This is a genomic window from Alkalihalobacillus deserti, from assembly GCF_020734105.1.
Lineage (GTDB): Bacteria > Bacillota > Bacilli > Bacillales > Bacillaceae_D > Halalkalibacter > Halalkalibacter deserti.
On sequence record NZ_JAJAFR010000003.1, the window covers coordinates 292,021 to 317,375 of the forward strand.

The following is a 25,355-nucleotide window of genomic DNA, read 5'->3' on the forward strand; positions in this document are numbered from 1 at the left end:
GGGGGACGTCAGATGTTTACTCTAGTCATAACGATTTTTCTATCTGTTTTTTTCTTGCTTTTCTTTGGAGTTATGATGCTTGGAAATAAAATGGCTCATAAAATTGAATATTTACTAGCTAGGGAAGCAGATCAAGAAATATCTTATATCAATGAAATGATGAGCAAGAGTGAGCAGGAAGAACCAGTAAAAAGAAACAACAAGAAGAAAAGATAAGTTAAAGGTAAACGAAAACATGCTAAGGGTAGCATGTTTTTTTATGGGATAAAGGATTTAAGACGAATTTTGGACGAATTAAAATTAATTTATTGAGAGAGTGTGAAAAGCATCATTCTATTTAAATCAATCTGTAACTTTTTGTTATTTATGCCTTTATTTTTCTTGGTTTTTTATATCTGACGCGAAACAGATATAAAAAGGTTTGAAGAGTACGTGAGGGCACGTGAAAATTCTTGGGGGCACCTTTCCTGAAGTGAAACCATGCATACAACGACTAAAGACACTGAAAGGCCAAAGAGGTGTTCAGACAAATACAAGAGAAAGGTTGACTCAATTATAAGAGTCAACCTTTTTTACGCTTTTTAGTTGACTAGGATTTAAACGAGTGGCTACTTTAGGTTTTTTAACAGAGTAATAGCTATGAAGCATGATTCCAAAAATGATAATGAAAATACCCGTTAATGCAATTGAATCAGGCCATGGAGTAGAAAGTAAAAAGACTTCACCGAGAATAACAAAAATAATTTGAATTGAGATCGTTGCTTCAACGGCTGCTAGTTGTTCTGGTGAATGGCGAACAAGATTGGTCGCAAAAAAGAACAGTATCGTTGCTATCACACCTGAACAAATAGCGACGAGGAAACTTTGAAACACTTGATTCGTACTTGGTAATCCCACGGTAGCGAGACCATAGAACGACAAGAGAAACCAATAAGGTAAGCTCGCTACCGTCATTCCAAGCACACGCTGAAACGTATCAAAACGATCACTACAAATAGCCATCATTTTGCGATTTCCAAGTGGATAAGCAAAACAAGCAATGATAACGGGGATGCAACCTAATAACATGACAGGTATAGAGACAGTTTCAAAATGACGAACTTGTATGAGGACAATTCCGATAAAGATAATGAATGAGATTGTTAACGGCCTTAATGGGATTTGCATTTGTGTCTCATTATTCTTTGATTTAAACAATGGAGTTAACAAAACACCGGCGATAATCGTGAATTGCCATGTCCCTGCTATGAGCCAAGCAGGACCGTATGCAGCTGCGAATGTAATTGGGGCATAAAATAACACAAAGCCAACGAAACTCCATAGTAACCACGGTTTTGGGTTGTTTTTTAACTCTTGCCAAAGTGACCGAAAATTCTTCCTCCATAAAACAAAAGCAAATAAAAAGGGTACCATAAAAATAAATCGAAGCGAAGCGGCCCAAATCCAACTTCCTCCAGAGAGTTCCATTGACCGGTTTAGAACAAAGGTTGATGCGAAAAAAAGAGAAGATAGAATTCCGAGTAAAATTGCTTTCATATGCTGCCCACCTTTTTTAGCTGTTAAGTCAGTTGTACAGCTTACTTTTGTTATATTCAGAATGTAGTTATATGTTATAGTAAAAAGACAAAAATTGGAAGGGGTTTGTCGCTTTATAAAGTGGAACAATTTTAAAAGGGCATACTGCCAAGAGTTTAAAATTGAATATCAGCTTATAGTGGGAGGATGTAAGACAATTTTATGAAAAAACACCAATTTACATTTGTCACTAAGTCGATTTAGTTGCTTTTGCTAGATTTAGGTCCGATTGCATTAAATAAACTAAGAACAGGTTTACATAGGAGAAAAACGATGATTAAGTTAATTGCAATAGATATGGACGGAACATTACTTGGAGATGCGCGAGAAGTAACAAGGGGAAACATAAAAGCAATCAAAGAAGCTCAGATTTAAGGTGTAACAATTGTCGTTGCGACAGGTAGAGATGAAATAGAGGCAAGAACACCTTTGAATCCCTTGTATTACTGTTAATGGAGCGGAAACTCGTGATGAACATGGAAAAGTGCTTGAAAGTTATCCACGCTCACAACAGAAGGCCAAAGACATTATAGTCTCAGATGATGTTTATTGAAGTGATGGTAATCGGGGATATTCTAAATGATGTTTCGATGTTTGAAAAGGCCAAATATCGGATTGCGATGGGAAATCCAAGCAAAAAATCAAGGATCTATTATCTTTTGTAACAAAAAAACAAATGAAGAAGATGGGGTTGCCTATGCTATTGGAAAATGTTAGCAGAGATTAGTTAATGAAGAGGTGAAGGATGTGCGGGCGTTTGCTAGACCGAAAGTAGTTGTTAGTAAATGCATGGAATTTGCGGCCTGCAGATATAACGGCGACAAAATAACTGAGGCTATTGTAGCAAAATTGGCTGACTATGTTGAGTTTATTCCAGTGTGTCCGGAAGTAGAAATTGGTTTAGGAACCCCTCGTGAAATAATTCGCCTTGTATCAGAAGGTGAAACAAATCAGTTAATACAACCTAAAACAAAGAAAAACCTAACCCATGTCATGACTGAATTTGCAGATGACTTTATAGATGGGTTAACGTACATCGATGGCTTTCTCCTCAAGAGCCGTTCTCCAAGTTGCGGAGTAACAGACGCGAAAATTTATGCAAAGAGCGACAACTCCCCTGTATTACGAAAGGGTAGTGGTACTTTTACAACTCGTATCCTAGCTGCTTATCCGGCAAAACCCTTGGAGGACGAAGGGCGCTTAAGAAACTTTATTATAAGAGAGCATTATTTTACACATTTATTTATGGTAACCGATTTTCGTATCGTGAAACAAAGTCTAAAAATCAAAGAATTGGTGAATTTCCATGCGGAAAATAAGTATTTATTTATGGCCTGTAACCAGGTGAAAATGCGTGAAATGGGGAGAGTGATAGCTAATCAGGCAGCGCTCCCGATGGAAGAAGTATTTTCAACGTATGAGGAAGGTTTAAACGAATTGTTTGCAACTCCAGTTAAATTAACTGACCATATCAATGTCTGTCTTCATGTTTTTGGTTATTTCTCCAATTATTTAACTACGGCTGAGAAACTTCATTTTGATCATCTTTTAGGGCAGTATAGAAAGAAAAAAATTCCTCTCAGCAGTGTACTTTGTGTATTAAGGTCATGGTGTTATCGCTTTGAAAACGAGTATTTATTAAAACAAACCTATTTTGAACCGTATCCTGAAGAATTAATAGCGATTAGTGATTCTGGAAAAGGGAGAGCGTTATCTTAGGCTGACTTGTTCGGCCTATTTTTTTTGACAAAAAAGCAGTCAGATATAGGTTAGAGTGTGTATTAATACATAACTAAAAAAAAGATTGACTATTATAGTACAGGAGCATATAATAAAAACAAGAAAAGAGTAAAAAATTCAAACAATTTGTATTGAGGGGATGAGATGACATGAAAAAAGCGCAAACAGGGTCAAACAGTAAACCAGTGGAAATCAAGGAAGATCAGTCGATTCTCGAATCCATTAATGACTATTATAGCCGTAATTAAATAGAATAAGAAAAACGAACAGATCCTAGTACCAACATAGGATCTGTTTTGTATATTAAGTTGTTGTGATACAGTAGATCACATGCTTTTTATAGATTGCATGGCCGGTCTTTTGGTTGGGAATTCACTTGCAATTTCCAGTAGAATAGGATATAGTTATCATAACGGTCGTCAACTTCCAATTACGTATAGCGCATTTCATTCAGCTGGCGCGGTCAAGGAACCGCAAGGATGAACGAGAGGCAGGGCTTTCATCGTGTGGATATTGATTGATGGATCCTAAGATTTACCCATAGAACAATTGCATCAATAGGCAACACTTTAGAGAGTCCAGTATTCACATGTTATAAGGGATATTCACTCGATTCGTGGTTGATGTTCCTTATAATATGTGAATTTTTATTTACCTCGGATTGTAAATACGATTGCATATTAAGTAAATTATTTTAAGATTGGGGTTTTTTAAGCATGGCACAAACAGGTACAGTTAAATGGTTTAATGCAGAAAAAGGATTCGGTTTCATTGAAGTAGAAGGCGGAAACGACGTATTCGTACACTTCAGCGCTATTACAGGCGATGGTTTCAAATCACTTGACGAAGGTCAAGCAGTTGAATTTGAAATTGTTGAAGGCGACCGTGGACCACAAGCAGCTAACGTTGTAAAACGATAAATGGTTCTTAAAGACATTGTCTCATGGAGAGATGATGTCTTTTTTTATATTTGAGAATTAGTTTAATATAATTTTATTATGTAAACTAATTACTTGGACTTAAAATACAGATGAATTAATTCGGTAAATAAGGTAAAATTACCCTATTGTCTAGAGGGATGTTTATGAAAGGAGAGAAAAGATGCGCAAAAATAGAATGAATTATGTTTTCACAGTTCTACTTATTATGTTCATAGGAGGATGTTCTGAATCTATTGCGACACCTGAAGAAGTCTTCTCAGCTTTTGCGTTAGCATGGGAGCAAGGAGACTATGAAGCAATGTATGAATCCCTTTCTAATAGTTCTAAAGCTTTAATCTCATCGGAAGAATTTATCGAATTGTATACAACTACATATACGGAAATTAATGCTAGTGAGGTATCAATTTCTCTTACTTCACCTGAAAGAGATGAGGATGAAGAGATCGAAGGAAATGAGACATCTCTTCAATTTGAAAAAGATTTAATCGTGTTTACAGGAGAAATCAAATTAGATTCTCATGTCTCAATGATGCTTGACGAAGAAGCAAGTGCGTGGAAGGTCGATTGGAGCCCTGATCTTATTTTCCCATTGATGGAGATGGGGGATCGTGTAAAACTTCGAATCCTTTATCCAAGTGAACGCGGAGAAATTTTAGATCGTAATGGGGAAGCTCTTGCGATCAATGGATCAATCTATGAAATTGGAGTGGTCCCGAGTCGGATAGAAAATGAAGAGGAAGAAATAAGTCAATTAAGTGAAAGAATCGGTGTTTCAGAAGAGTTTATAATAGATAGATTAAATCAAGGTTGGGTTGGGCCTGATACTTATGTTCCTATCAAGAAAATCTCGGAAGATCAGAAACCATTTGTTGAAGAGTTACACTCAACGATCCCTTTTGCTACATATAAAAAAATAGGGGCTAGAGTGTATCCAGCAGGTAAAGCTTCAGCTCATCTGATTGGTTACTTAGGAATGGTATCAAAAAAGGAATTGGAAGAAGATACAGAAAGAGCTTATCATGCTAATTCAACAACAGGTAAAGCGGGTTTAGAGCAAATTTATGAAAATCGCTTAAGAGGTCAAAGTGGTGGTGAAATTTATCTAGAGGCAAACGATGGAACAGAAAAACATGTGATTCAGAAAAAAGAACCCATTAATGGAGAATCAATTCAATTAACGATCGATCGGACATTACAGCAGGCTGTATTTGATAAGTTTAATCAAGAGGGTGATACAGGGACAGGAGTAGCTGTTCATCCTTTAACTGGTGAAGTACTGACTCTAGTCAATTCACCTGCATATGACCCAAATGAGTTTATTTTAGGTATCTCACAGAACAAATATAGTGAACTAGAAAATGATCCGAAAAAACCACTTATCAATCGTTTTGCACAAGCGTTCGTCCCTGGATCAACGATTAAACCAATTACAGCAGCGATCGTTTTAAAAAATGGTTTAGATCCTGATGAGAAGATTGCTAGTACAGATGCAGGCTGGAGGAAAGATGGTTCTTGGGGAAATCATACCGTAAGACGTGTACCGAACCCATTACAACAATTGAATTTAACGGAAGCGATGATGTATTCAGATAATATTTATTTTGCTAAGGTTGCTGTCGAGTTAGGGATTGATGATTTTGAGCAGGGATTAACTAAACTTGGCTTTGAAAAAAGAATGCCATTTGTTTACGGGTTTTCAGAATCTCAAATTGCAGCAAAGAAATTAGACTCAGACATTTTACTCGCTGATACAGCCTATGGGCAAGGTGAATTATTAGTTAACCCGTTGCACTTGGCGATGCTGTATACAACCTTTCTCAATGATGGTTCAACACCTAAACCATTACTTTTAATGACAGAAGAAAAAGAATGGTGGTTAGAAGAGACGATCAGTAAAGAACATTCGGATATCGTCTTGCAATCGCTTATTGAAGTAATAGAAAATCCGAGTGGAACGGCTTCTAATGTTCGACTCGATGAAGTCAAATTAGCTGGAAAAACAGGAACGGCGGAACATAAATTATCTCGTGAAGATGAAGAAGGCATAGAGACAGGGTGGTTTGTAGCAATGGATATAGATAATCGAGATTTGCTTATGTTGATGATGGTTGAAGAAGGCGGTAGTAGTTATGCAGCTTTAAAAGTAAAGGAACTGTTTCAAGAATATTACACGGATTGATACATGTAGACAACTCAGTTAATCTACTGCTATTCTTTTTAGAAGTAGACTTATCGTGGGTTGTCTTTTTTTTGAACCCGATTTAATAGCAAAAAAAGATTAGCATGAATTCTGAAAAGTGAATATAATAATGTAAGGGCTTACATTATTTTAGTGCTTGCGTGAACAACGTAAGTCAAGTCTATAGTAGAAGATTTTTGTATACACATAATCAATACCATTATAAGGTGAGGGGTGTATAAATATGGAAGCGACACATTACGATGATCTGTCCATTTATGTTCCTAAAAATCAGTTGGATAAACTAATTAATGGAGTTCTTCAAAATAAATATCGGATTTTCTGGGGATTTAACAAAGGAAAAATGATTTTAAATATTTACAACAACGAAGTGAATAATAAACTTATATTTAAAAGGCATAAAGGTTACTTGGAATTAATTGAGGCGAAACTTAAAAGCGACAAAGTCTTAAGTGTTTTAGATCAGGATATAGATTTTACTTTTAAAGTAGCTACAAAAAGTAATGAAGACATAAAAAGAGGAGCAGATGCTGTTTATCGTGAAATTGATTATTTCTTAATTGAGTTATCTCATTTTAAAAATATAAACGATAAGAACTCGATTGACAATATTAAAGAGAAATTAAAAAAGCTTACAGAAGAGTGGAATAACTTAAGGGAAACATGATGCGATTAAACCACTTTAGGAGATGATGTCATTTTCTAAGTGGTTTTTAATTTTAATGAGACTTAAGTAACTAACCTTGATTTATGAACGATGTTACTGATCTGATTTAGTAAAAGTACATACCCTGAAGAAAACCCTATAGCTGACTGAACTGTGTACTATAGGGGATAGAAAGATCCATCTGTATGAATTTTACTAGTTGCAACAGTCAAATTATCAGAGGCGTAAAAGTGGTCACTCAACGTATTTGTCTAACGGACGTAAAGCCTTTGTTTCATCCACATAAATAAAAGCATCGTATCGTTCTGAAAGTCTAGAAGGGACATAATTTCCCAAATGCTCATAACGATGATTATAGGTGACGCCAATTGCGCGGTGTCCGATTGTTTCATTAAAAACACTAAAATTCATTTGATTAAATAAAATGAATTTATCATAGGCACCAGCTTGGTGGAGAGAATATTCCCAGCTACCTGTTTGAGCTTCAGGAACGACCATTTTTTCATAGGGATCTCCCCATCTGTCGGCGGCGATGACTGTTCCTTTATATGTTCCAAACCCAACGGCATATATTTGGTCTTCACCATACTTTTCGCGCGTAAGTTGGCCGACATTTACCATGCCGTCATCTGCCATATCGGTTGCTCTTGCGTCACCTATATGTGTGTTGTGCTCCCATATGATTCCTTTCGCCTGATCCCCATAAAAAGAAGAGACTTTATGCAAAGCATCAACCATATGACGGTCACGAATATTCCAAGATTCATTCCCATCTGTTACCATAACTCTATAGTAATTCTCTGCGTTATTTACGACGAGTGAATTTATTTCTACATTCATAGTTGCTTCTAAATCCTGGTCATAAACTGCTCGGTTTTGGTGCATAGATTTCAGTAAATCGACGAGTTCATCTAAACAATCTTTTCCATAGAAAGAGGCCGAAACACCATACATTTGGAGTTCGTCATGATAAGGTTCAAAGCAATCAAAAGCCCTTTTTGCCTTTTCGAGATCGGGAGACCCTATGGACTCAAGGTAAGAGACAATTTCGGTCATAGACTCCGAAAGACTATAGACATCAATTCCATAAAAGCCTATTTTAGAACGAGTATCTTTACTATCGTTAAATTCCTTCAACCAACTAGTTAAAGTAGCTATTTCTTCATTTGCCCACATCCATGCCGGCCATCTGTTAAATGCACTCAGAGATTCAACTGCTTTTGTATAGGGGGTTTCATACCCCTTAATATACCGATTTACTTCATAACAAGAAGGCCAGTCCCCCTCTACTGCAATGAATTGAAATCCCTTTTCTCTTATAAGCCACTTGGAAATTTCCGCTCTTATGGAATAAAACTCTGATGTTCCGTGAGAAGATTCTCCTAAGAGAACGTATTTAGCCTGACTTGCTTTCTCTAACAACGGTTTTAAATCAGAAAGGCTAGTAAAGCGTCTTGCATGTTGTTCAATCGCTTTTGTTAAGTCAAGTGTGTGGATCATATCAGTATCTCCTTCTTGAATTACAATTAAATCCTTCTAAGAATAGTATGTGTGTGTATCGTTTAAAAAATAGACGGTAAGGAAAAGAAATGGATTATCATCTGCTTTTTCTAAAAAGTAGTACCGAACGCTATAAGTTTGGCAAATTCTATGGGATCCGTTTCTACATCAACACAACAAGCGAAAAAGGATTCAATCCGGTAACACCCTACTAGAAATGTATTTCCACAAGGACAAACCCAATGATGGTCAGGTGGGTTTTCAATAGTGCTAAAAAACGAGTAAGTCAATTGAACCAGGATGTTTAAACCAAAATAAAAATCTGTTTACAAAGACGTTTTACTAATAGTCCCTTTTTTCAATTTCAACTTCCTCTTCTAAAATATTATTTAAAATCCAGGGAATGGCTGATAATAAATTAGGAAATACAGCGTTTGAGTCAGCGGTATTTTCTCGTTCAGGCCCGATAAAGATGGTTTTACATCCTGCTTTTTTACCAGCTTCAATATCTGGTTCACGATCACCAACCATGATACTTGCTGTTAAATCAATTTGATGTCTTTGCGCTAGATCCTCTAACATTTGTGACCCAGGTTTTCTGCAAGCACAGCCTGCTTTGGGTTTATGTGGACAATAAGCAATGTCATTTACTCTAGATCCGTAAGCCGCTAATTCCTCTTGCATTTTTTCATGAACTTTTATAAGTGCTTTTTCTTTCATAAATCCTAGACCTACTCCACCTTGGTTCGTTACGACAAAAGTAGGGATTTGCGCATCATTTAATATTCGTACAGCTTCGCCCACCCCATCTAACAAGAAGAATTCATGAGGTTTATTTACGAATTTCACACGTGTTGATAGAACTTCATTTATAACTCCGTCACGGTCTAAAAAAACGGCTTTTTTCACAAAGACCCTCCTTGTAAATTAATCTAGGTAAGCAGTATGTATAAAAAGAGGGAGAAAAAAATACAGGTATTAGAATACGGGCCAAACGTTTGTTTGACCCGTGTCATACAACCAATGTTATTGGTTACGGTTCTGAGAAATCATATCGTTAATAGGTTCCATCATGTTGTTCATGCCACTTCCGTTGTTACGATTTCTCATCATACCGTAAGCGGCAGCACCGATACCGATACCTACCAATGACATCATTAATCCATTACCATTATTATTTCTGCGCTTACGACCACCGAATAATCCATTCATTTTCATTCCCCCTTTTAAAAAATGTGTTTGAATGACTATCAAACATTCTATATCATCAGTTATTTTGCTTGAATTTATTCGTGGCGATAAATGTTATTAGTTAAAATGAAAAAATTGTGATCAGTTTTAGCTTCATACATTATTTTCTTGTTGATTTTTCAAGCTTCATAGTAGAAAAACAAACAAACATTCGCTAAAATGAAGATAATTGAAATTGAGGTGTAGCGGATGTTTAAAAAAGATTTACAACAAATATTAAATGAATTCAAATCAGATGAACAATGGAAAGAACGTATAGTCCATTGGCACGAAATGCCTGCTGTTGAAGCTAAGAGTAGACCGTTTCCTAATTCTTTGGATACTCGAATTCAACAAGCAATGCAGCGTCGCGGCATTGGTTCATTGTATTCACATCAAGCGGAAGCATTTCATTATACAAGAGAAAAAAAAGAAAATGTCGTTGCTGTGACTCCAACTGCATCCGGAAAAACGCTTTGTTACAACTTACCTGTTTTACAAGAAATCATTGAGAATGAGGAAAGTAGAGCTTTATATTTATTTCCGACAAAAGCACTGGCTCAAGATCAGAAAAGTGAGTTAAACGAGATCATTGACGAAATGGGCATGGCTGTAAAGTGTTTCACGTATGATGGAGATACCGCTCCAACTATCAGGCAAGCTGTGAGAAAGGCAGGACATGTTGTAATTACCAATCCTGACATGCTTCACTCTGCCATTTTGCCTCACCATACAAAATGGGTCGCTTTCTTTGAAAACTTAAAATATGTTGTCATTGATGAACTTCATACGTACCGGGGGGTTTTCGGCAGTCACGTTGCAAATGTGATTAGGAGGCTTAAACGAATCGCTCGTTATTATGGGAGTGAACCAACCTTTATTTGTACATCAGCCACCATTGCTAATCCAAAAGAACTTGCTGAAGCACTAACAGGATCTAACGTGCGTTTAATTGATCAGAACGGAGCACCTAGAGGGAAGAAACATTTTCTTTTTTTAAATCCACCCATTATTAATCAAGCGTTAAACATTCGCCAAAGTGCGACGGTTCAAGTAAATAAGTTAGCCAAGCAGTTTCTGCAAAATAAAATCCAGACGATTGTATTTGCTAGAAGTCGTATAAGGGTTGAAATTATATTAAGCCACTTACAAGAATTAACAAAGAAGTACTTAGGGGATCAAACGATTCGTGGTTATCGTGGTGGGTACCTTCCTAAACAAAGGCGTGAAATAGAACGCGGATTAAGGCAAGGTGAAATCATTGGAGTGGTAAGCACAAATGCTCTTGAATTAGGTGTGGACATTGGTCAGCTCCAGGTTTGTATAATGACTGGATATCCCGGTTCGGTCGCAAGTGCTTGGCAACAAGCAGGTCGCGCGGGCCGTAGACAGAATGAATCCGTTATCATCATGGTCGCAAGCTCTACACCCCTTGATCAATACATCGTTCAACACCCAGAATTCTTTTTTGATAAAAATCCTGAGTCTGCTCGTATTAATCCAGATAATCTTGTCATCTTAGTGGACCACCTGAAATGTGCTGCTTACGAGCTTCCATTTAAACGAGGGGAGACGTTTGATGGAGTTGAAATTGAGGATATTTTAGAATTTTTAACGGAAGAGCAAGTTCTTCATGAGCGAGCAAATAAATGGTATTGGATGAATGATGCGTTTCCGGCTCATGGCATTAGCCTTCGCTCGGCTTCACAAGAGAATGTGGTCATTATTGATCAAAGCGATGTGGCGAACTCGAAGGTTATAGGCGAAATGGACCGATTTAGCGCAATGACATTGCTTCATGATGAAGCAATTTACTTGCATCAAGGCGTTCAATATCAAGTAGAGTATCTAGATTGGGATGAAAAGAAAGCGTTTGTCCGAGAAGTGGATGTCGAATATTTTACTGATGCAAACTTGGCGGTGCAGCTTCGTGTATTAGAAGAAGATGAAATAAGAGAAGAAAAAGAGGTCACAGTCAGTTATGGTGATGTCATGGTAAATGCAAAAGCAACAATATTCAAGAAAATCCGCATGTCGACTTTTGAGAACATTGGTTCAGGTCCTATTCATTTACCAGAAGAAGAACTTCATACAAGTGCGGTGTGGATTAGTTTCTCTGAGGACTTGACAAATCGTTTCGGAGAAAGGGCATTTGACCAAGCGTTAACAGGGTTAGCTCAGCTTTTACAACAAGTAGCACCTGTTTTTGTGATGTGTGATCGCCATGATCTTCATGTTGTTCCTCAAATGAAAGCAGAGCATTCTGAACAATCAACGATTTTTCTTTATGATCGGTATCCTGGCGGCATCGGTTTAGCTAAAGAAGTGTATCGTCATTTGCCAACCATATTAAAACAAGTAACACAACTTATTTCGGCTTGCCCATGTGAACAAGGATGTCCAGCCTGTGTAGGGGCAAGCGACGGGAATGTAAAGTCGTTAGTGAAACGTTTCATTCAGCTTCTAAAATAGAGAAGGGGAGGGTAAATGGAATGACAATGAAAAACAAATTAGCACGGATGAAACAGCATATGGGAATAAAGAAAGATCAAAGTCATGCGAAAGTAGTTCTAGAAACAAAACATTCTAATCAAATACCTTATCAAGCTGAGTGGTATCAATTTGACACTAAACCTTCGTGGTTTGAGGATGGATACACTCTCATACGCGAAAAGGAGTATTCTCTTGATCACCAACATGGACGTTATCGTTTTTCAGATATATTCAACGTGATAGATAGATGGCAAAATCACCAACAAAGTCATCCTCTATCTGCGAAAGATCGTAGCGTTGAGAATTTAATTTTTTTTGATACGGAAACAACTGGTTTAAGCAGTGGCGTAGGAAACACCATCTTTATGCTCGGCTATTGTCAGGTTAAATCTGATTCTGTTAAAGTAAAGCAGTTTTTTCTTCCAGGTCCAGAATCTGAGGTAGCATTATATCACCACTTTCTAACAGATGTTGGTACATTAGGAAACCTTGTTACATATAACGGCAAGGCATTTGATTGGCCTCAGGTGAAGACACGCCATACATTTGTAAGAGATCAAGTACCCAAATTACCCAAGTTTGGCCATTTTGATTTGTTACATGCATCTAGGCGACTTTGGAAAGATAGTTTACCTTCTTGTAAACTATCAATAATTGAAAAAGAAATTTTGGAGTTTGAGAGAGTTGAAGATACTCCAAGTTATATGGCACCTATGCTCTATTTTGATTTTCTAAGAGAACAAGATCCGGATTTTGTAAAAGGAGTATTTCAACATCATGAATGGGATGTTCTTTCTTTATTGATTTTGTATACACATCTTTCTACTACTATCTTAGATTGTGAAGCAGATCTCATTTCACCACGTGAGAAATTTCAAGTGGCTAGGTGGTATGAAGCACTAGGTGAAAAAGACATAGCAATGAATTTGTATGAGCAGTTAAAAGGGATTGGCAATGATGTAGCAGAAGCGAGTTTATTTGCTTATGCAAAAGGAAAAAAACAGCAAAGTGATTTTACAACTGCTCTTGAATCTTTTACAAAATTAATAGGGACGAAGGGCTTTACTTATTTAGCTGCTCTTGAATCTTCCAAATTATATGAACACCAATTTAAAGATTTTGAAAAAGCTTTATATTACAGTGGAAAAGTGCTAAAAGATAAAGATGAGTATGTGTCTAATCTGACGCAAGCAAAACAAGAAAAAATAATGAAAGAATTAGAACAAAGGAATGGGCGTTTAGAGAGAAAGAAGAACGTTACGTAATTGTACGTTCACCATTTCCTGGGGAAGCGCAAAAAACCTTTTTCTTGAACAAAAATCAACAAATTTATGAACACAGCTTTGCAAGTTTAAGTAATGTAAAAAAAAGAATTGTCATTACGTGTAGAAACCGTTACAATATGTTCGATATTCTTCTAAGAAATGAGTGAACAAAATGTATCGAGCGATATTGGTATTGTTTTTTTTGATGATTGGCCTCACATTTTTTATTATGATTGAAATGCGAGATTCTGCATTGCAAATTTTATAATTTACTAGTGAAGTTGATATATAGCTTTAGGCGTTTATTTAGGCGATATGATTAGTACATCTAGGTTTATAGATACATAGGTTAATATTGACTCAACTTTAAAAGGAGGAAATAACTTATGTATTGCAAACCAAGACCTAATTTTTGTAAGCTTCCAACAACAACTCAAGTGATGCCAGCGCAAGTTGCGCCGACACAGCAAAACATTGTTGAGAAAACGTGTGAGTATGTGGTTCCGCATGTCTACCCAACACACACTCATCATCAAACAAACCATGTTTACAAACATGTTGCAAGCTATCCACAAACACAATCTGCTGATCAACAAATCTTTAATCAGCAATTTGTAGCTCCAGCACCTGGTCCACAAGTAGCAGGAGCAATGTCTCCGGCAGGTCCAGGCTTCGGCGGCCCGGGCTTCGGCCCCCAAGTAGCAGGGGCAATGTCTCCAGCAGCAGGCCCGGGCTATGGCCCCCAAGTAGCAGGGGCAATGTCTCCAGCAGCAGGCCCGGGCTATGGCCCCCAAGTAGCAGGGGCAATGTCTCCAGCAGCAGGCCCAGGCTATGGCCCGAAAGTAGCGGGGGCAATGTCTCCAGCAGCAGGCCCAGGCTATGGCCCGAAAGTAGCGGGAGCAATGTCACCGCACATGCACGGTAAAGGCTGCGGTTGTAGACGTTAGTAGTAACAACTAGAGCGAACTGTGAGTCCAGTTCGCTCTTTCTCTTTACACATTGAAAAGAAGTGTGGTGAAAATGAATGAAATCAATCGTTGTTTCGGGTTATAAAGGGCATGAACTTGGCATTTTTGATCAAAAACACAAGGGGATTTATTTCATAAAAAAAGCGATTGAACAACGACTAAGATCACTAGTGGAAGAAGGGCTTGAATGGGTCATTATTTCGGGGCAATTAGGAGTCGAGCTTTGGGCAGCTGAAGTAGTTCTTCAATTAAAAGAAGAATACCCTAAATTGCAGTTAGCTGTGTTAACTCCATTTTTGCAGCAAGAGGATAGATGGCAGGAAGCAACGAAATTATATTATCAAGAAATTGTTCAACAAGCGGACTTCCAAGATAGTATCACAAGAAGGTCTTATGATAACCCTGCTCAGCTAAGACAAAAAAATGAATTTCTTATTGCAAAAGCAGATGGGTTATTGCTCCTGTATGATGAGGAAAAGCCAGGGTCTCCTACCTATTATCTAGAAATAGCAAAAAAACGTGAATCTTTTGAGCATTTTCCAATTTTAATCATAACGCCAACAGATCTTGATATATTAGTACAAGAAGAGCAATATGAAAGCTTTGATGGTTAGTGTTTTAATAATTGAAATTGACAAGAACGCAAACTTTTGGAAAAATAGTAGAGAAGCCGTACATATAAGAGGTGATGGGAATGAACCAACAGCAAAGTATTCGTTTTACTGCGAAGGAAATTTTGGAGAAAGACTTTAAAACAAGCATGCGGGGATATAATCCAGATGAGGTAGATAAATTTTTAGATGCAGTTATACAAGATTACGAGCTTTTTCAACGTAAAGTTGAACTTTTAGAACAAGAAAATGCAGCCCTTAAACGAGAAGTGAAAAAAGTATCTGAACGTACGCAAAGGCAGGCACCTGCTCAAACAGTGGGAAGTACGAATTATGACATCCTTCAGCGACTCTCAAATTTAGAGAAGAAGGTATTTGGAAATAAATTGTACGAGTAGGAGATTGATATGAATGGTGGATGTTTATATTGACGGCGCTAGCGCTGGGGATCCGGGCCCTTCCGGTGCGGGAATATTTATCAATTATAAAAATGGTCAAGTTGAAAATTACGCCATTCCTTTAACTATTATGTCCAACCATGAAGCAGAGTATGAAGCTCTAATTTATGCACTGGATCTCTGTCTTGAAAAAGGAATGACAATTGTTTCGTTTCGAACTGATTCTAAATTAATTGATGATGCTATTGAAAAGCGCTTTGTCAAAAATAAAAAATTTCAACCATATTTAGAAAAAGCGATTGAAAAAATTGATCAGTTTGATCTTTTCTTCATCAAATGGGTTCCAAGTAATCAGAATAAAAATGCTGATAGACTAGCAAGACAAGCAATAAGAAAGAAGAAATAAATACCTATTGATTCCTTTTCTAATTAAAGGTATAATAACCTTTGTCGCTTAAGACAACATTAAACATTCAGGTAACCGCTGTACGTTTACGTGTAGAGGAAAGTCCATGCTCGCACGGGCTGAGATGCCCGTAGTGTTCGTGCCTAGCCAATAAATAAGCTAGGGTAGTCTGGTTTCGACTGGGCTAACGGCAAGGTAAGCACCTAAGTCTTTGGATATGGTGTGAGGCCTTTGAAAGTGCCACAGTGACGGAGTCTGTTCGGAAACGAATAGAGTGGAACGCGGTAAACCCCACGAGCGAGAAACCCAAAATATGGTAGGGGCATCTTCTCAAAATTGGAAATGAACATATGAGAAGGACAGGGGAAATACCTTGTAGATAGATGGTTACCACCGGAGTACGAGGTTCATCACCGTTTGCAGTACAAAGGAACAGAACATGGCTTATCGAATGTTTAGTGGATGATTAAAAAAACCCCCTTATTGGGGCTTTTTTTATAGACTTTTTTCAAAAAGGTTCCTTTCCCCTTTTGAAAAAAGTAGTAGAACAGTCAAAGTTTGTTTTCGATATTAAGACAATATATAATGAAGATATTAAGTTAAGTTATCTGAAGGAGTACATAATGGAAAAAGTAACGCTAATTGCAACAGCAACAATGGGGCTAGAAGCACTTGTTGCTAGGGAAGTGAAAGATTTGGGATATGAAGATGTGCAAGTAGAGAATGGGAAAGTTACTTTTACTGCGGATGTCTCAGCCATTCCAAGAGCCAATTTGTGGCTCCGGACAGCCGATCGTATAAAGTTAAAAGTAGGCGAATTCAAAGCTTATACGTTTGATGAATTATTTGAGAAGACTAAGGCTTTGCCATGGGCGGATATCATTCCGGTTGATGCTGAGTTTCCGGTTATTGGAAAGTCAGTAAAATCAAAATTATTTAGCGTTTCAGATTGTCAGGCCATTGTGAAAAAAGCGGTAGTAGAAAGCATGAAGAAAAAATATAACCAAGGCTGGTTTGACGAAGACGGTCCATTTTACCGTATTGAAGTCGCGTTACATAAAGATGTAGCGACATTAACAATCGATTCCAGTGGGACGGGTCTACACAAGCGAGGCTATCGTTATTTACATAATGAAGCACCGCTTAAGGAAACGTTAGCAGCGGCGATGATTATGCTTACGCCGTGGAAGCCTGATCGTCCGTTTGCAGATCCATTTACAGGGTCTGGGACGATTCCCATTGAAGCAGCAATGATTGGCCAAAATATCGCACCTGGATTTAATCGAGATTTCGCATCTGAAGATTGGAACTGGATTGGAAATGATGTATGGGATAAAGCTCGTCAAGAAGTAGAGGATGCTGCCAACTATGATCAGCCACTCGATATTTTAGGAGCTGATATTGATCATCGAAGTGTCGAACTGGCTAGTAACAACGCAATGGAAGCTGGATTTGGTGATTTAATTAAATTCAAACAAATGCAAGTGAAGGATTTTAGACACCGTGGTGAATATGGAGTTTTGATCGGAAATCCTCCGTATGGAGAGCGCTTAGGTGAACGTCATGAAGTAGAAGAAATGTATCGAGATATGGGTAAGACCTTTAACCAGTTTCTTGAAACGTGGTCAATCTATATGTTAACTTCACACGAAGGATTTGAAGGGCTCTATGGTCAAAAAGCAACAAAAAAACGTAAGCTCTATAATGGTAATTTGAAAGTCGATTATTATCAATTTTTTGGTCCAAGGCCACCGAGAGTTTAAATTTCATTTACCGTATTTTGGAATGATAAAGACAGGATAAACATAGCGAAGAAGCACATTCTAATATCGAGGTCAGCAGTTTGACTGTTGCCTCAATGACCATATCCCATCAAGTTGATGTTCACATATACAACAGGAAAAAGACGATTACATCACTAAAAAAGGTGATTGCGTTTAACAGTGACCCTTTTTACGAGTGTTCCTTAGAACATAATTGAAAAGAGATGTCTCTTTAAAGCCTATGATCGTTACTACCCAGATTGTAACTTGAATGAGAATGCTTGAGTAAGGTTAATGGTTAGAGGAGAAGGTCACATTGTGTGGACCTTCTCTTCTTTTGATTAAAAAAAGTTTCGTTTTCTGAAAAAGTATACTATTCTTTTAAATATACTTTATTTTAAAATGGATGGTGTACTATGTATGATACAATAGCAATATTATTGTTAAATTTTCTCTTTTTATGTTTTTTTCTTTTATTTATACCCCTTATAACAGATACAGAATTAAGTCGAATGGCTCATGAGAACAGAAATGTTATTTATATTATTTGTGCTGCTCTTGCTATCATTAGTTGTATAAGCTTTCCAATTCAGATAATGGATGGCTTCATGTTTGACTTGAGACTTGTTGCAACAATGGTTGGCAGTTTATACGGCGGTGTTTTAGCGAGTATTTTTTTATTTATTGTAGGGATCTCATACCGCCTTGTATTCGGAGGTCTCGGAGCTCTTTCATCTATATTTGTTTCAATGGTTATTATGATTATAGCAATCTTACTTTATTCACGTTTTAATGAAAAATCAAAACGTAGAAAACTAATCATTATTTCAGCCTTTTCTCTTTTCACTGGTTTTTTTGTTTTAACAACACTTACGTTTATTAATGGACTAATTTTAGATCCTAAAGTTACTTTTATTTACATTAGCATTCAATGGATGGCTGCAGTCGTCATTGTTTACATAACTGAATTTATTAGAGAAGCTTCTTTAATAAGGTCAAAAGTCGTGAAAGCTGAGAAAATGGAAGTAGTCAGGCATCTAGCTTCATCAATCTCTCATGAAGTAAGAAATCCGCTCACGGTTGTTAGAGGCTTTTTACAAATGATGATTCAAAACGATCTCAATAAAGAGAAACGAGAGGAATTCTTAAAGATCTCTATGGCTGAAATTGATCGTGCAAATGTAATCATCCGTGATTATCTAACTTTTGCTAAACCGAAGCCTGAAAATATGGAGAAGTTTGATGTGAAAGAAGAGTTATCACATTTAAAAGATTTGCTTAGTCCTCTTGCTAATATGAACTCAATTACAATTGAGACGGAACTGCATTCCTTCAAGATAGAAGGGGAACGTCAATTATTCCAACAATGTTTGCTAAATATCGCAAAAAATTGTATAGAAGCTATGCCCGAAAGTGGTGTGCTAACAATCAAAGTTATGAACGAGATACATAAAGTAAATATTGAAGTTTCAGATACCGGAATGGGTATGTCTGAAGAACAAATAGCTCGAATAGGAGAACCTTATTTTACAACAAAGGGGCGAAATGGGACAGGTCTAGGTATGCTTTCTGCCATTCGAATTGTCGAGACCATGAAAGGAACAATGAAAATTTCAAGTGAATTAAATAAGGGAACCACTTTTATTATTACTTTTCCTTACGCCTCTTAAAAAGGAGATGACCAAACAAATTGGTCATCTCCTTAACATTACCTACAAGTTCTCAAACACTCTGCGGCCGTAACGATTATTGTCTTCCACAGACACCCCTCATTTCATTTATGTTACTATGAACACTCTTGAAATTTCTGGATACTGTACAATGCAATCACCTCATTAAAGAGATTAACGTTAGTTTCTCAAGTATCACGATTAGTTCTATCTGCGGTCGAAACGATTATGCTCTTTCACAGACACCCCTCATTTCATTTATGTTACTATGAACACTCTTGAAAATCCTGGACACTGCGCAATGCAACCACCTCATTATGAGTTGATAAAATCGTCAACAACGATCCCTATTTCGGTAATACTATCTGCGGCCGTAACGATTATTGTCTTTCACAGACACCCCTCATTTCATTTATGTTACGATGAACACTCTTGAAATTTCTGGACACTGTTCAATGCAACCACCTCAGTAAGAGTTGATCCAAAATCGTTTTCATTGTATTGAATGAACTTGTTGGTTGAGAAAGCAATTAATTGCTCCTCGGTTAATATGATGTCCGCTTGTGAACTATTTATTCTACAATTTTTATTTTTTTTAAGAACATTAAAAACCTCGTAGTAAAGTATGTTTTTTCCGGAGATGGACAACCTTAACTTGAAAGATTTGCATTTGAAAAAGGAGGAGATTATAAATGACAAATCCATCTGGCTATAATGATATCAAACAGGTTGAAATGTCTGTACTATCAGCCGAACACATGGTTGGACAAGCGACAAGAAGCATGGATGAAGAACAATTAGAGGCAGCAACGAATGCATTACAAGAGGCGAAATCCAAGCTTTATAAAGCGATGTCCCATCAAACAGGTGTTGATGAGGCATTTTTTGAAATGTCCCAGGAATTATTAGAAAAGGCAGATCATCAATTAAAAGAAGCAAAAAAATAAAAAAAAGGGACGGTTCTTTATAAGAATCGTCCTTCTTTAGAATAATTAGACTTATTTTTCTGGGTGATCTAATTGAGTAAATTGAGGATTTTGAAAATCAAGGAATCCTGTATCTTCATTATATTGAATCTTCATCCCATCTAAATACCAAAAATCATCTTCGGTAACAAAGAATGTGATTCCTTGTTTTATTATCGTAAAAGAAGTGTCTGTAGGTGAATCTTCTTTCATAATCCCGACAGAAAACCCACCAGAACCAACACCACCCACTCGTACATACAGTCTTATTGTGTCTCCATCTTGAAGAGGAATTTCTTCTTTGTATAATAAAGCTGCTGAATCAGTAATCGTTAACTTCACCTTATAAAACCTCCTATCTCTTCAAAAACATTAACACAGGAATTGAGATTTTTCTAGGCGTGAATAAAATGGAGAAGGGGAATCAATTCGAATGTCGAAATAATAATGAAGGACTTTTATATCATAGAAAAGGTGGATGGCTTATTATGACCGACAAAGTTCTAAAACTAGAAACAGAATTTAGACAATATATTAAGAAAATCGAGGACTACGGACAAGCACTAGCTGTTTTAGCATGGGATTCGCGTACAGGTGCTCCCAAAAAAGGCGTTCAGCAAAGATCCGAAGTAATAGGAACATTATCTTCTGAAGTATTTGCTTTATCTACTTCGGAGCAGATGGGCAACTATCTAAAGGAACTTCGCGATGAAAATGTATATCGTCAGCTATCAGCAATTACGCAAAAATCAGTTGACGAATGTCATAAAGCCTATGAGCGCAATGTCAAGATACCAAAAGAAGAATATAAAGAATACGTCATGTTACAGTCACAATCTGAATCTGTATGGGAAGAAGCAAAGAGTAAAGCAGATTTCGAGATGTTCAAGCCTAATTTAGAAAAATTAGTAGAATTTAAAAAGCGTTTTGTTGGATATTGGGGGTACGAAAAGCATCCTTATAATACCCTGCTTGATGATTTTGAGCCTGGTGTTTTTGTTGAAACCATTGATAAGGTATTTGGAGAACTTCGTGATCAATTGATTCCACTTGTTAAAGGTGTGATGGAGTCATCTCATCAACCGAAAACGGATTTTCTCTTTCAGAAATTTCCATGCGCTAACCAGAAAGCGCTTAGCTTAGATATTCTGAAAGAAATTGGCTATGATTTTGCGGCAGGTCGATTGGATGAAACGGTTCATCCGTTTGCTATCGGAATTAATCCTAACGATGTTCGCGTAACAACTAAATACAATGAGGACGACTTCCGCGTTGCTTTATTCGGAACGATTCATGAAGGTGGACATGCTCTCTATGAACAAAATATTTCACAAGATTTAATAGGTACACCATTAGCTGATGGAACTTCGATGGGGATTCACGAGTCACAATCGCTTTTCTGGGAAAAATTTGTAGGTAAAAACTATCGTTTTTGGGAGCGTAATTATGATCTCTTGAAAAAGCATTCATCAGGACAATTTGATGATGTCTCACTTGATGATTTCTACTTTGCGGTAAATCAAGCCAAACAATCGTTGATCCGTATTGAAAGTGATGAATTAACGTATTGTTTACATATTATCTTACGGTATGAACTTGAGAAATCCCTAATGGAAGATAAACTCACGGTTGCTGAGCTTCCTCAAGCATGGAACGATAAGATGGAGGAATATTTAGGTGTTCGGCCAGCAAATGATGGCGAAGGTGTCCTTCAAGATGTACATTGGTCGTTCGGGGCTTTCGGGTACTTTCCGTCGTATGCATTAGGCTATATTTACTCTGCCCAAATTAAAGAAGCGATGGTAAAGGATATACCTAATTTCGATGAGTTAGTAAGAACAGGAGAATTAGCTCGGATCCGTGAGTGGTTAACGAAGAAAGTACACCAACATGGAAAAATGAAACAACCGGCTGAGATTATTAAAGATATAACAGGCGGTGGGATTGATTCAAAACCACTGGTTAATTATCTAACAGAAAAATATCGCCGTTTATACAAATTCTAAGCTATTTATACAAAGATTCACTGTAAGCACAACGACTTTTCAAACATTGTTGTGCTTCTTTTGGTGAAAGATTAGAATTCTGTCATTGGACAAAAACAAAAATAATTGCACTCTGATTGCTAGACAATTGTATAAAATGCTAGGTTTTGGTATAAACTATTGTCACTATGTAAATTGGGGTGAACTAAATGCGTATTGTTGAAATAGACCCAAAAGCAAATTGCACAGTAACAGCGATTGAAAATGATGTACATAGTTATTTTCAAGATAAAGTGTGTATATTAAATTGTTCATTTAAAGGGAAAAATTATCGATTTATCTGTTATGAACAAGGAATTCAAATAAAAAATAAAGAAGTAAAAGCCTTATATGGACCAGCAATCATTTGTGATGAGCACTTTGAAGGTCTGAGTGAGAATGAAGCACAGCTTGTCCAAAAATACGTGAATGAAAATCAGTTGGACTTGAACAATTTAACTATATAATAGACTGTTAAAAGAAGATCATATGCTGATCTTCTTTTTTTGCGAAACCATTTAAATAGGAAGGCACTTATGCACCAAATTGTAACTCTTTATATTTAATATTGTTTGTTTGAGGTGAGCTATGTGCCTATAATTATTTTTTTTCTTCGGTTACTTGAGTAGTGTAGGATTTTATCATGCATTTAGACAAAAGCAAAAATCCGCTTCCTTCCTGAATGACGTATCTACCATTTATCCAACATGGTTCTCAATATTTGGAGAAATCATCTTGTGGCTTAATCGAAAGTTTCTCCCAAAAAACCTGCAATGAATCGTATACAAAATATTAGCATTTCTATTTGGACTTTTGATGATTTTTATTATTATGTTATTTTGGGTTCTACTTAGATAACGCTTTTAAAAAATTCTGATTGTTGTTTAGTAGCTTGTACAACATGATGAAACGATTTGTAAGGTTTTATCGTTTTATGTGTAAACAAAGGGAGGAAGGTGAAGGATGATGTTTCTAGCTTTAAAAATAACCTCTATACTTTCGTTTTTACTACCTAATCTGTTTAAACCATCTTATATAAAGGGATTACCTGTTGTTGAACCTGATCTCATTGGAGAAGTCTTAAGTGTGGAAGAACATTGGTTGTTTATAGATGGAAAGGCATATTTTTATATTCGGGATGCAACTATCATGGATGAAAAAAACATTCGTCTTGGACTTAAGCATATAGAAAAAGGAGATACAGTACGTATATGGATCTCAGAAACTGAGTTATTTGAAACAATTCCAGCTTTGGGAACCGCCATGTTTGTACAACGGCAAAATAACAATTAACCATAACAAAGGATGATTCAAGAAGTTGTAACATGGCTTTTTGAATCATTTTTGTTTTTTTTTATGGAATGGCAAATAAAGTAAGACAAACATCAATAAAGCAATGAATTCCAACGATACTATATACCAAGGATAGGGACCTAATACATCAAGAATGCTCGGGCCAGTAGGTTTACGAGCAAGAAACATATAATTGGCACCAGTGACTTTATTTGCCGAAAAAGCGATGAAGGCGAACCCATTCAATACAGCAAAAGATTTAAAAATAGATGTAAAAGTAATCGTATACTTTTCAATCCATACCATATGTAAAATGGCTAAGATAATGGCAAAGTGAGCGACAAAAAAGTGAAGATAGCGATAATGTGGGAATGTATAGAACAGGTCAGGAGTCACTAATGCTTGAAAGGATCCTGCAATACCAAAAAAATAAACCACTTCAAATATAAAATAATTTCTAGTGATAAGCATGATAATACACAGATATAAACTGATTGTACATAGTTGTAAAGGCAGATTAAAACGAATATCCCATTGGCCTATAGAAAGACTCCAAACAATTAAACTAATTTCAGACACAGCTAGTACACCTATTAAAGTCCAGCGACTAAAACGAATAACTAGAGAGTGATCTCTAAACAAATAAAAGAAAGAAATGAGAATGAAAAAGAACGTAAGCGTGTAAAGGTGAACAGGTGACAAAAATAAAGCTTGATCAATGTATGTGCCAGTTTCAAAAATGGGAGCCACGAAAATGTCACCTCCGGATAAATTTGAAATTGAGCATTAAGTTAATGACTCGTAGGTGGTTTTTTTGCTGGTCGATCTAAATGTCGGAATCTAGATCTCTTATATTTTTTATAATGATTTTGAATCTCCTTTTCTGACAGAGAGTTCTCAACTAACTCAATTCGATCGATAAATTTAATAAATAACGCTGCCGTATTAATAGCGTCATCAATTCCTCTATGTGCTTTTCCAGTTAATTCAATGCCTGCCATGTTTAAAGCATTTTTTAATCCTAATTGATTGTTTACCGCCTCGGTTAGAAATTTGCCAATGGGTTTTTGAATATCATTATAGTTTTGTAACCAATCAAGGTTGAGTTTATTTTGAACCGATTGATTAATGAAGTGAGCACGATCATCTTTCCCCCAAGAACATAAATAATAGTTATCTTCACCAATCCATTCACAGAACAGTTGAATGGCTGTTTGAAAAGGAACGGCCTTTTTCACGTCTTCCTCCGTCATTTTTATAAATTTTCTTGTGCTTTTTGAAATATGACCTTTTTTAGGAGAGATGTAAATTTGAATTTGATCAATCATAGTCTTTGTTTTTAAATCCACTTTGCAAGCACCGATCTCGACAATTTCACTTGGCTGGCCTTTGCGAAATCGTTTTATTAGCTCAAGATCAAAAATAATTGCTACCAATATAGTTCATCCTTTCTTTTCTTTAAAGCATATTTATACTGTTCTCTGATGAGAGACTTCCCATACAACAAAAACTCAAGAAAAAACAGGCTTGTTTATCTCGTGGTGACCTTCATTTAGGCAGTTATGCTTTCCCTAAGGGAAATCTTATCATACTGAATTAATAGGGTGGGAAACTAATTTAAAAAATTGGATAAGTTTTGAGGACAC

General features: G+C 36.7%; 26 protein-coding genes and 1 other RNA gene. 20 read left to right on the plus strand and 7 right to left on the minus strand.

The window, feature by feature from the left end; genetic code table 11:
• The first annotated feature begins 12 nt into the window (after positions 1-12).
• A complete protein-coding gene (locus LDX58_RS07870) occupies positions 13-216 on the plus strand; it encodes a hypothetical protein (RefSeq protein WP_227936278.1) in 204 nt (67 codons plus the stop codon).
• Positions 217-549: 333 nt separating this feature from the next.
• Here LDX58_RS07870 and LDX58_RS07875 read toward each other — a convergent pair whose 3' ends face one another.
• Positions 550-1,536, minus strand: a complete 987-nt coding sequence (locus LDX58_RS07875; RefSeq protein WP_227936279.1) for a DMT family transporter — start codon at positions 1,534-1,536, stop codon at positions 550-552.
• A gap of 312 nt (positions 1,537-1,848) precedes the next feature.
• Between LDX58_RS07875 and LDX58_RS26640 the strand changes: the two genes are divergently transcribed.
• The 6 genes from LDX58_RS26640 (at position 1,849) to LDX58_RS07905 (ending at position 7,123) form a co-directional block, all read left to right on the plus strand.
• A complete protein-coding gene (locus LDX58_RS26640) occupies positions 1,849-1,950 on the plus strand; it encodes an HAD hydrolase family protein (RefSeq protein ID WP_372459124.1) in 102 nt (33 codons plus the stop codon).
• Between the two features lie 182 nt (positions 1,951-2,132).
• Positions 2,133-2,240, plus strand: coding sequence for an HAD hydrolase family protein (locus tag LDX58_RS26645; protein WP_227936473.1), 108 nt, complete (start codon positions 2,133-2,135; stop codon positions 2,238-2,240).
• An 82-nt stretch (positions 2,241-2,322) separates the two neighbouring features.
• Positions 2,323-3,294 (plus strand): YbgA family protein, encoded by a 972-nt coding sequence (locus LDX58_RS07890; protein ID WP_227936280.1) that lies wholly within the window; start codon positions 2,323-2,325, stop codon positions 3,292-3,294.
• A gap of 737 nt (positions 3,295-4,031) precedes the next feature.
• Entirely contained in the window at positions 4,032-4,235 is a 204-nt protein-coding gene (cspD, locus tag LDX58_RS07895; protein ID WP_227936281.1) for a cold-shock protein CspD, read from the plus strand.
• Positions 4,236-4,416: 181 nt separating this feature from the next.
• Positions 4,417-6,435, plus strand: coding sequence for a penicillin-binding transpeptidase domain-containing protein (locus tag LDX58_RS07900; RefSeq protein ID WP_227936282.1), 2,019 nt, complete (start codon positions 4,417-4,419; stop codon positions 6,433-6,435).
• A 244-nt stretch (positions 6,436-6,679) separates the two neighbouring features.
• Positions 6,680-7,123, plus strand: a complete 444-nt coding sequence (locus tag LDX58_RS07905; protein WP_227936283.1) for a hypothetical protein — start codon at positions 6,680-6,682, stop codon at positions 7,121-7,123.
• 234 nt (positions 7,124-7,357) lie between these two features.
• Here LDX58_RS07905 and LDX58_RS07910 read toward each other — a convergent pair whose 3' ends face one another.
• From LDX58_RS07910 to LDX58_RS07920, 3 genes are all read right to left on the minus strand, one after another.
• Entirely contained in the window at positions 7,358-8,623 is a 1,266-nt protein-coding gene (locus LDX58_RS07910) for an erythromycin esterase family protein (RefSeq protein WP_227936284.1), read from the minus strand.
• Between the two features lie 342 nt (positions 8,624-8,965).
• Complete coding sequence (locus LDX58_RS07915) at positions 8,966-9,532, minus strand: D-glycero-alpha-D-manno-heptose-1,7-bisphosphate 7-phosphatase (RefSeq protein WP_227936285.1); 567 nt, start codon at positions 9,530-9,532, stop codon at positions 8,966-8,968.
• A 117-nt stretch (positions 9,533-9,649) separates the two neighbouring features.
• Complete coding sequence (locus LDX58_RS07920; protein WP_227936286.1) at positions 9,650-9,835, minus strand: hypothetical protein; 186 nt, start codon at positions 9,833-9,835, stop codon at positions 9,650-9,652.
• A gap of 228 nt (positions 9,836-10,063) precedes the next feature.
• Between LDX58_RS07920 and LDX58_RS07925 the strand changes: the two genes are divergently transcribed.
• The 10 genes from LDX58_RS07925 (at position 10,064) to LDX58_RS07970 (ending at position 20,374) form a co-directional block, all read left to right on the plus strand.
• Entirely contained in the window at positions 10,064-12,325 is a 2,262-nt protein-coding gene (locus LDX58_RS07925) for a DEAD/DEAH box helicase (RefSeq protein WP_227936287.1), read from the plus strand.
• Positions 12,326-12,345: 20 nt separating this feature from the next.
• Complete coding sequence (locus LDX58_RS07930) at positions 12,346-13,611, plus strand: ribonuclease H-like domain-containing protein (RefSeq protein ID WP_227936288.1); 1,266 nt, start codon at positions 12,346-12,348, stop codon at positions 13,609-13,611.
• A 386-nt stretch (positions 13,612-13,997) separates the two neighbouring features.
• On the plus strand, positions 13,998-14,558 hold the full coding sequence (locus LDX58_RS07935; RefSeq protein WP_227936289.1) for a spore coat protein: 561 nt from the start codon (positions 13,998-14,000) through the stop codon (positions 14,556-14,558).
• A gap of 77 nt (positions 14,559-14,635) precedes the next feature.
• Positions 14,636-15,193 (plus strand): SLOG family protein, encoded by a 558-nt coding sequence (locus LDX58_RS07940; RefSeq protein ID WP_227936290.1) that lies wholly within the window; start codon positions 14,636-14,638, stop codon positions 15,191-15,193.
• Positions 15,194-15,273: 80 nt separating this feature from the next.
• A complete protein-coding gene (gene gpsB, locus LDX58_RS07945; RefSeq protein WP_227936291.1) occupies positions 15,274-15,588 on the plus strand; it encodes a cell division regulator GpsB in 315 nt (104 codons plus the stop codon).
• Positions 15,589-15,601: 13 nt separating this feature from the next.
• Positions 15,602-15,994, plus strand: coding sequence for a reverse transcriptase-like protein (locus LDX58_RS07950; protein ID WP_227936292.1), 393 nt, complete (start codon positions 15,602-15,604; stop codon positions 15,992-15,994).
• Between the two features lie 63 nt (positions 15,995-16,057).
• Positions 16,058-16,446: RNase P RNA component class B (gene rnpB, locus LDX58_RS07955), an RNA gene on the plus strand.
• A 171-nt stretch (positions 16,447-16,617) separates the two neighbouring features.
• Positions 16,618-17,757, plus strand: a complete 1,140-nt coding sequence (locus LDX58_RS07960; RefSeq protein ID WP_227936293.1) for a THUMP domain-containing class I SAM-dependent RNA methyltransferase — start codon at positions 16,618-16,620, stop codon at positions 17,755-17,757.
• Positions 17,758-18,173: 416 nt separating this feature from the next.
• Positions 18,174-19,427, plus strand: a complete 1,254-nt coding sequence (locus tag LDX58_RS07965; protein WP_227936294.1) for an ATP-binding protein — start codon at positions 18,174-18,176, stop codon at positions 19,425-19,427.
• Between the two features lie 692 nt (positions 19,428-20,119).
• Positions 20,120-20,374, plus strand: coding sequence for a DUF2564 family protein (locus LDX58_RS07970; RefSeq protein ID WP_227936295.1), 255 nt, complete (start codon positions 20,120-20,122; stop codon positions 20,372-20,374).
• Between the two features lie 51 nt (positions 20,375-20,425).
• On the opposite strand, the gene LDX58_RS07975 is transcribed toward LDX58_RS07970, so the two are convergent.
• The gene (locus LDX58_RS07975) at positions 20,426-20,734 is read right to left on the minus strand and encodes an iron-sulfur cluster biosynthesis family protein (protein WP_227936296.1); all 309 of its coding nucleotides are present in this window, start codon (positions 20,732-20,734) and stop codon (positions 20,426-20,428) included.
• Positions 20,735-20,880: 146 nt separating this feature from the next.
• Here LDX58_RS07975 and LDX58_RS07980 point away from each other — a divergent pair, with 146 nt between their 5' ends.
• The 3 genes from LDX58_RS07980 (at position 20,881) to LDX58_RS07990 (ending at position 23,709) form a co-directional block, all read left to right on the plus strand.
• Complete coding sequence (locus LDX58_RS07980) at positions 20,881-22,398, plus strand: carboxypeptidase M32 (RefSeq protein WP_227936297.1); 1,518 nt, start codon at positions 20,881-20,883, stop codon at positions 22,396-22,398.
• 188 nt (positions 22,399-22,586) lie between these two features.
• On the plus strand, positions 22,587-22,883 hold the full coding sequence (locus LDX58_RS07985; protein WP_227936298.1) for a hypothetical protein: 297 nt from the start codon (positions 22,587-22,589) through the stop codon (positions 22,881-22,883).
• 496 nt (positions 22,884-23,379) lie between these two features.
• Entirely contained in the window at positions 23,380-23,709 is a 330-nt protein-coding gene (locus tag LDX58_RS07990; protein ID WP_227936299.1) for a cupin domain-containing protein, read from the plus strand.
• A gap of 45 nt (positions 23,710-23,754) precedes the next feature.
• Here LDX58_RS07990 and LDX58_RS07995 read toward each other — a convergent pair whose 3' ends face one another.
• Both LDX58_RS07995 and LDX58_RS08000 read right to left on the minus strand, forming a co-directional pair.
• Positions 23,755-24,459 (minus strand): YwaF family protein, encoded by a 705-nt coding sequence (locus tag LDX58_RS07995; protein WP_227936300.1) that lies wholly within the window; start codon positions 24,457-24,459, stop codon positions 23,755-23,757.
• Positions 24,460-24,500: 41 nt separating this feature from the next.
• Positions 24,501-25,145: a 3'-5' exonuclease gene (locus tag LDX58_RS08000; RefSeq protein WP_227936301.1), complete on the minus strand. Its 645-nt coding sequence runs from the start codon at positions 25,143-25,145 to the stop codon at positions 24,501-24,503.
• Between the last annotated feature and the right edge of the window lie 210 nt (positions 25,146-25,355).

Bases quoted from the DNA above. Each gene is read 5' to 3' on its own strand.
- LDX58_RS07960 (WP_227936293.1), top strand. From the start codon at position 16,618: ATGGAAAAAGTAACGCTAATTGCAACAGCAACAATGGGGCTAGAAGCA.
- LDX58_RS26640 (WP_372459124.1), top strand. From the start codon at position 1,849: ATGATTAAGTTAATTGCAATAGATATGGACGGAACATTACTTGGAGAT.
- gpsB (WP_227936291.1), top strand. From the start codon at position 15,274: ATGAACCAACAGCAAAGTATTCGTTTTACTGCGAAGGAAATTTTGGAG.
- LDX58_RS07875 (WP_227936279.1), bottom strand. From the start codon at position 1,536: ATGAAAGCAATTTTACTCGGAATTCTATCTTCTCTTTTTTTCGCATCA.
- LDX58_RS07970 (WP_227936295.1), top strand. From the start codon at position 20,120: ATGACAAATCCATCTGGCTATAATGATATCAAACAGGTTGAAATGTCT.
- LDX58_RS07900 (WP_227936282.1), top strand. From the start codon at position 4,417: ATGCGCAAAAATAGAATGAATTATGTTTTCACAGTTCTACTTATTATG.
- LDX58_RS26645 (WP_227936473.1), top strand. From the start codon at position 2,133: ATGGTAATCGGGGATATTCTAAATGATGTTTCGATGTTTGAAAAGGCC.
- LDX58_RS07965 (WP_227936294.1), top strand. From the start codon at position 18,174: ATGTATGATACAATAGCAATATTATTGTTAAATTTTCTCTTTTTATGT.
- cspD (WP_227936281.1), top strand. From the start codon at position 4,032: ATGGCACAAACAGGTACAGTTAAATGGTTTAATGCAGAAAAAGGATTC.
- LDX58_RS07940 (WP_227936290.1), top strand. From the start codon at position 14,636: ATGAAATCAATCGTTGTTTCGGGTTATAAAGGGCATGAACTTGGCATT.
- LDX58_RS07990 (WP_227936299.1), top strand. From the start codon at position 23,380: ATGATGTTTCTAGCTTTAAAAATAACCTCTATACTTTCGTTTTTACTA.
- LDX58_RS07980 (WP_227936297.1), top strand. From the start codon at position 20,881: ATGACCGACAAAGTTCTAAAACTAGAAACAGAATTTAGACAATATATT.
- LDX58_RS07925 (WP_227936287.1), top strand. From the start codon at position 10,064: ATGTTTAAAAAAGATTTACAACAAATATTAAATGAATTCAAATCAGAT.
- LDX58_RS07935 (WP_227936289.1), top strand. From the start codon at position 13,998: ATGTATTGCAAACCAAGACCTAATTTTTGTAAGCTTCCAACAACAACT.
- LDX58_RS07950 (WP_227936292.1), top strand. From the start codon at position 15,602: ATGGTGGATGTTTATATTGACGGCGCTAGCGCTGGGGATCCGGGCCCT.
- LDX58_RS07905 (WP_227936283.1), top strand. From the start codon at position 6,680: ATGGAAGCGACACATTACGATGATCTGTCCATTTATGTTCCTAAAAAT.
- LDX58_RS07930 (WP_227936288.1), top strand. From the start codon at position 12,346: ATGACAATGAAAAACAAATTAGCACGGATGAAACAGCATATGGGAATA.
- LDX58_RS07870 (WP_227936278.1), top strand. From the start codon at position 13: ATGTTTACTCTAGTCATAACGATTTTTCTATCTGTTTTTTTCTTGCTT.
- LDX58_RS07985 (WP_227936298.1), top strand. From the start codon at position 22,587: ATGCGTATTGTTGAAATAGACCCAAAAGCAAATTGCACAGTAACAGCG.
- LDX58_RS07910 (WP_227936284.1), bottom strand. From the start codon at position 8,623: ATGATCCACACACTTGACTTAACAAAAGCGATTGAACAACATGCAAGA.
- LDX58_RS07920 (WP_227936286.1), bottom strand. From the start codon at position 9,835: ATGAATGGATTATTCGGTGGTCGTAAGCGCAGAAATAATAATGGTAAT.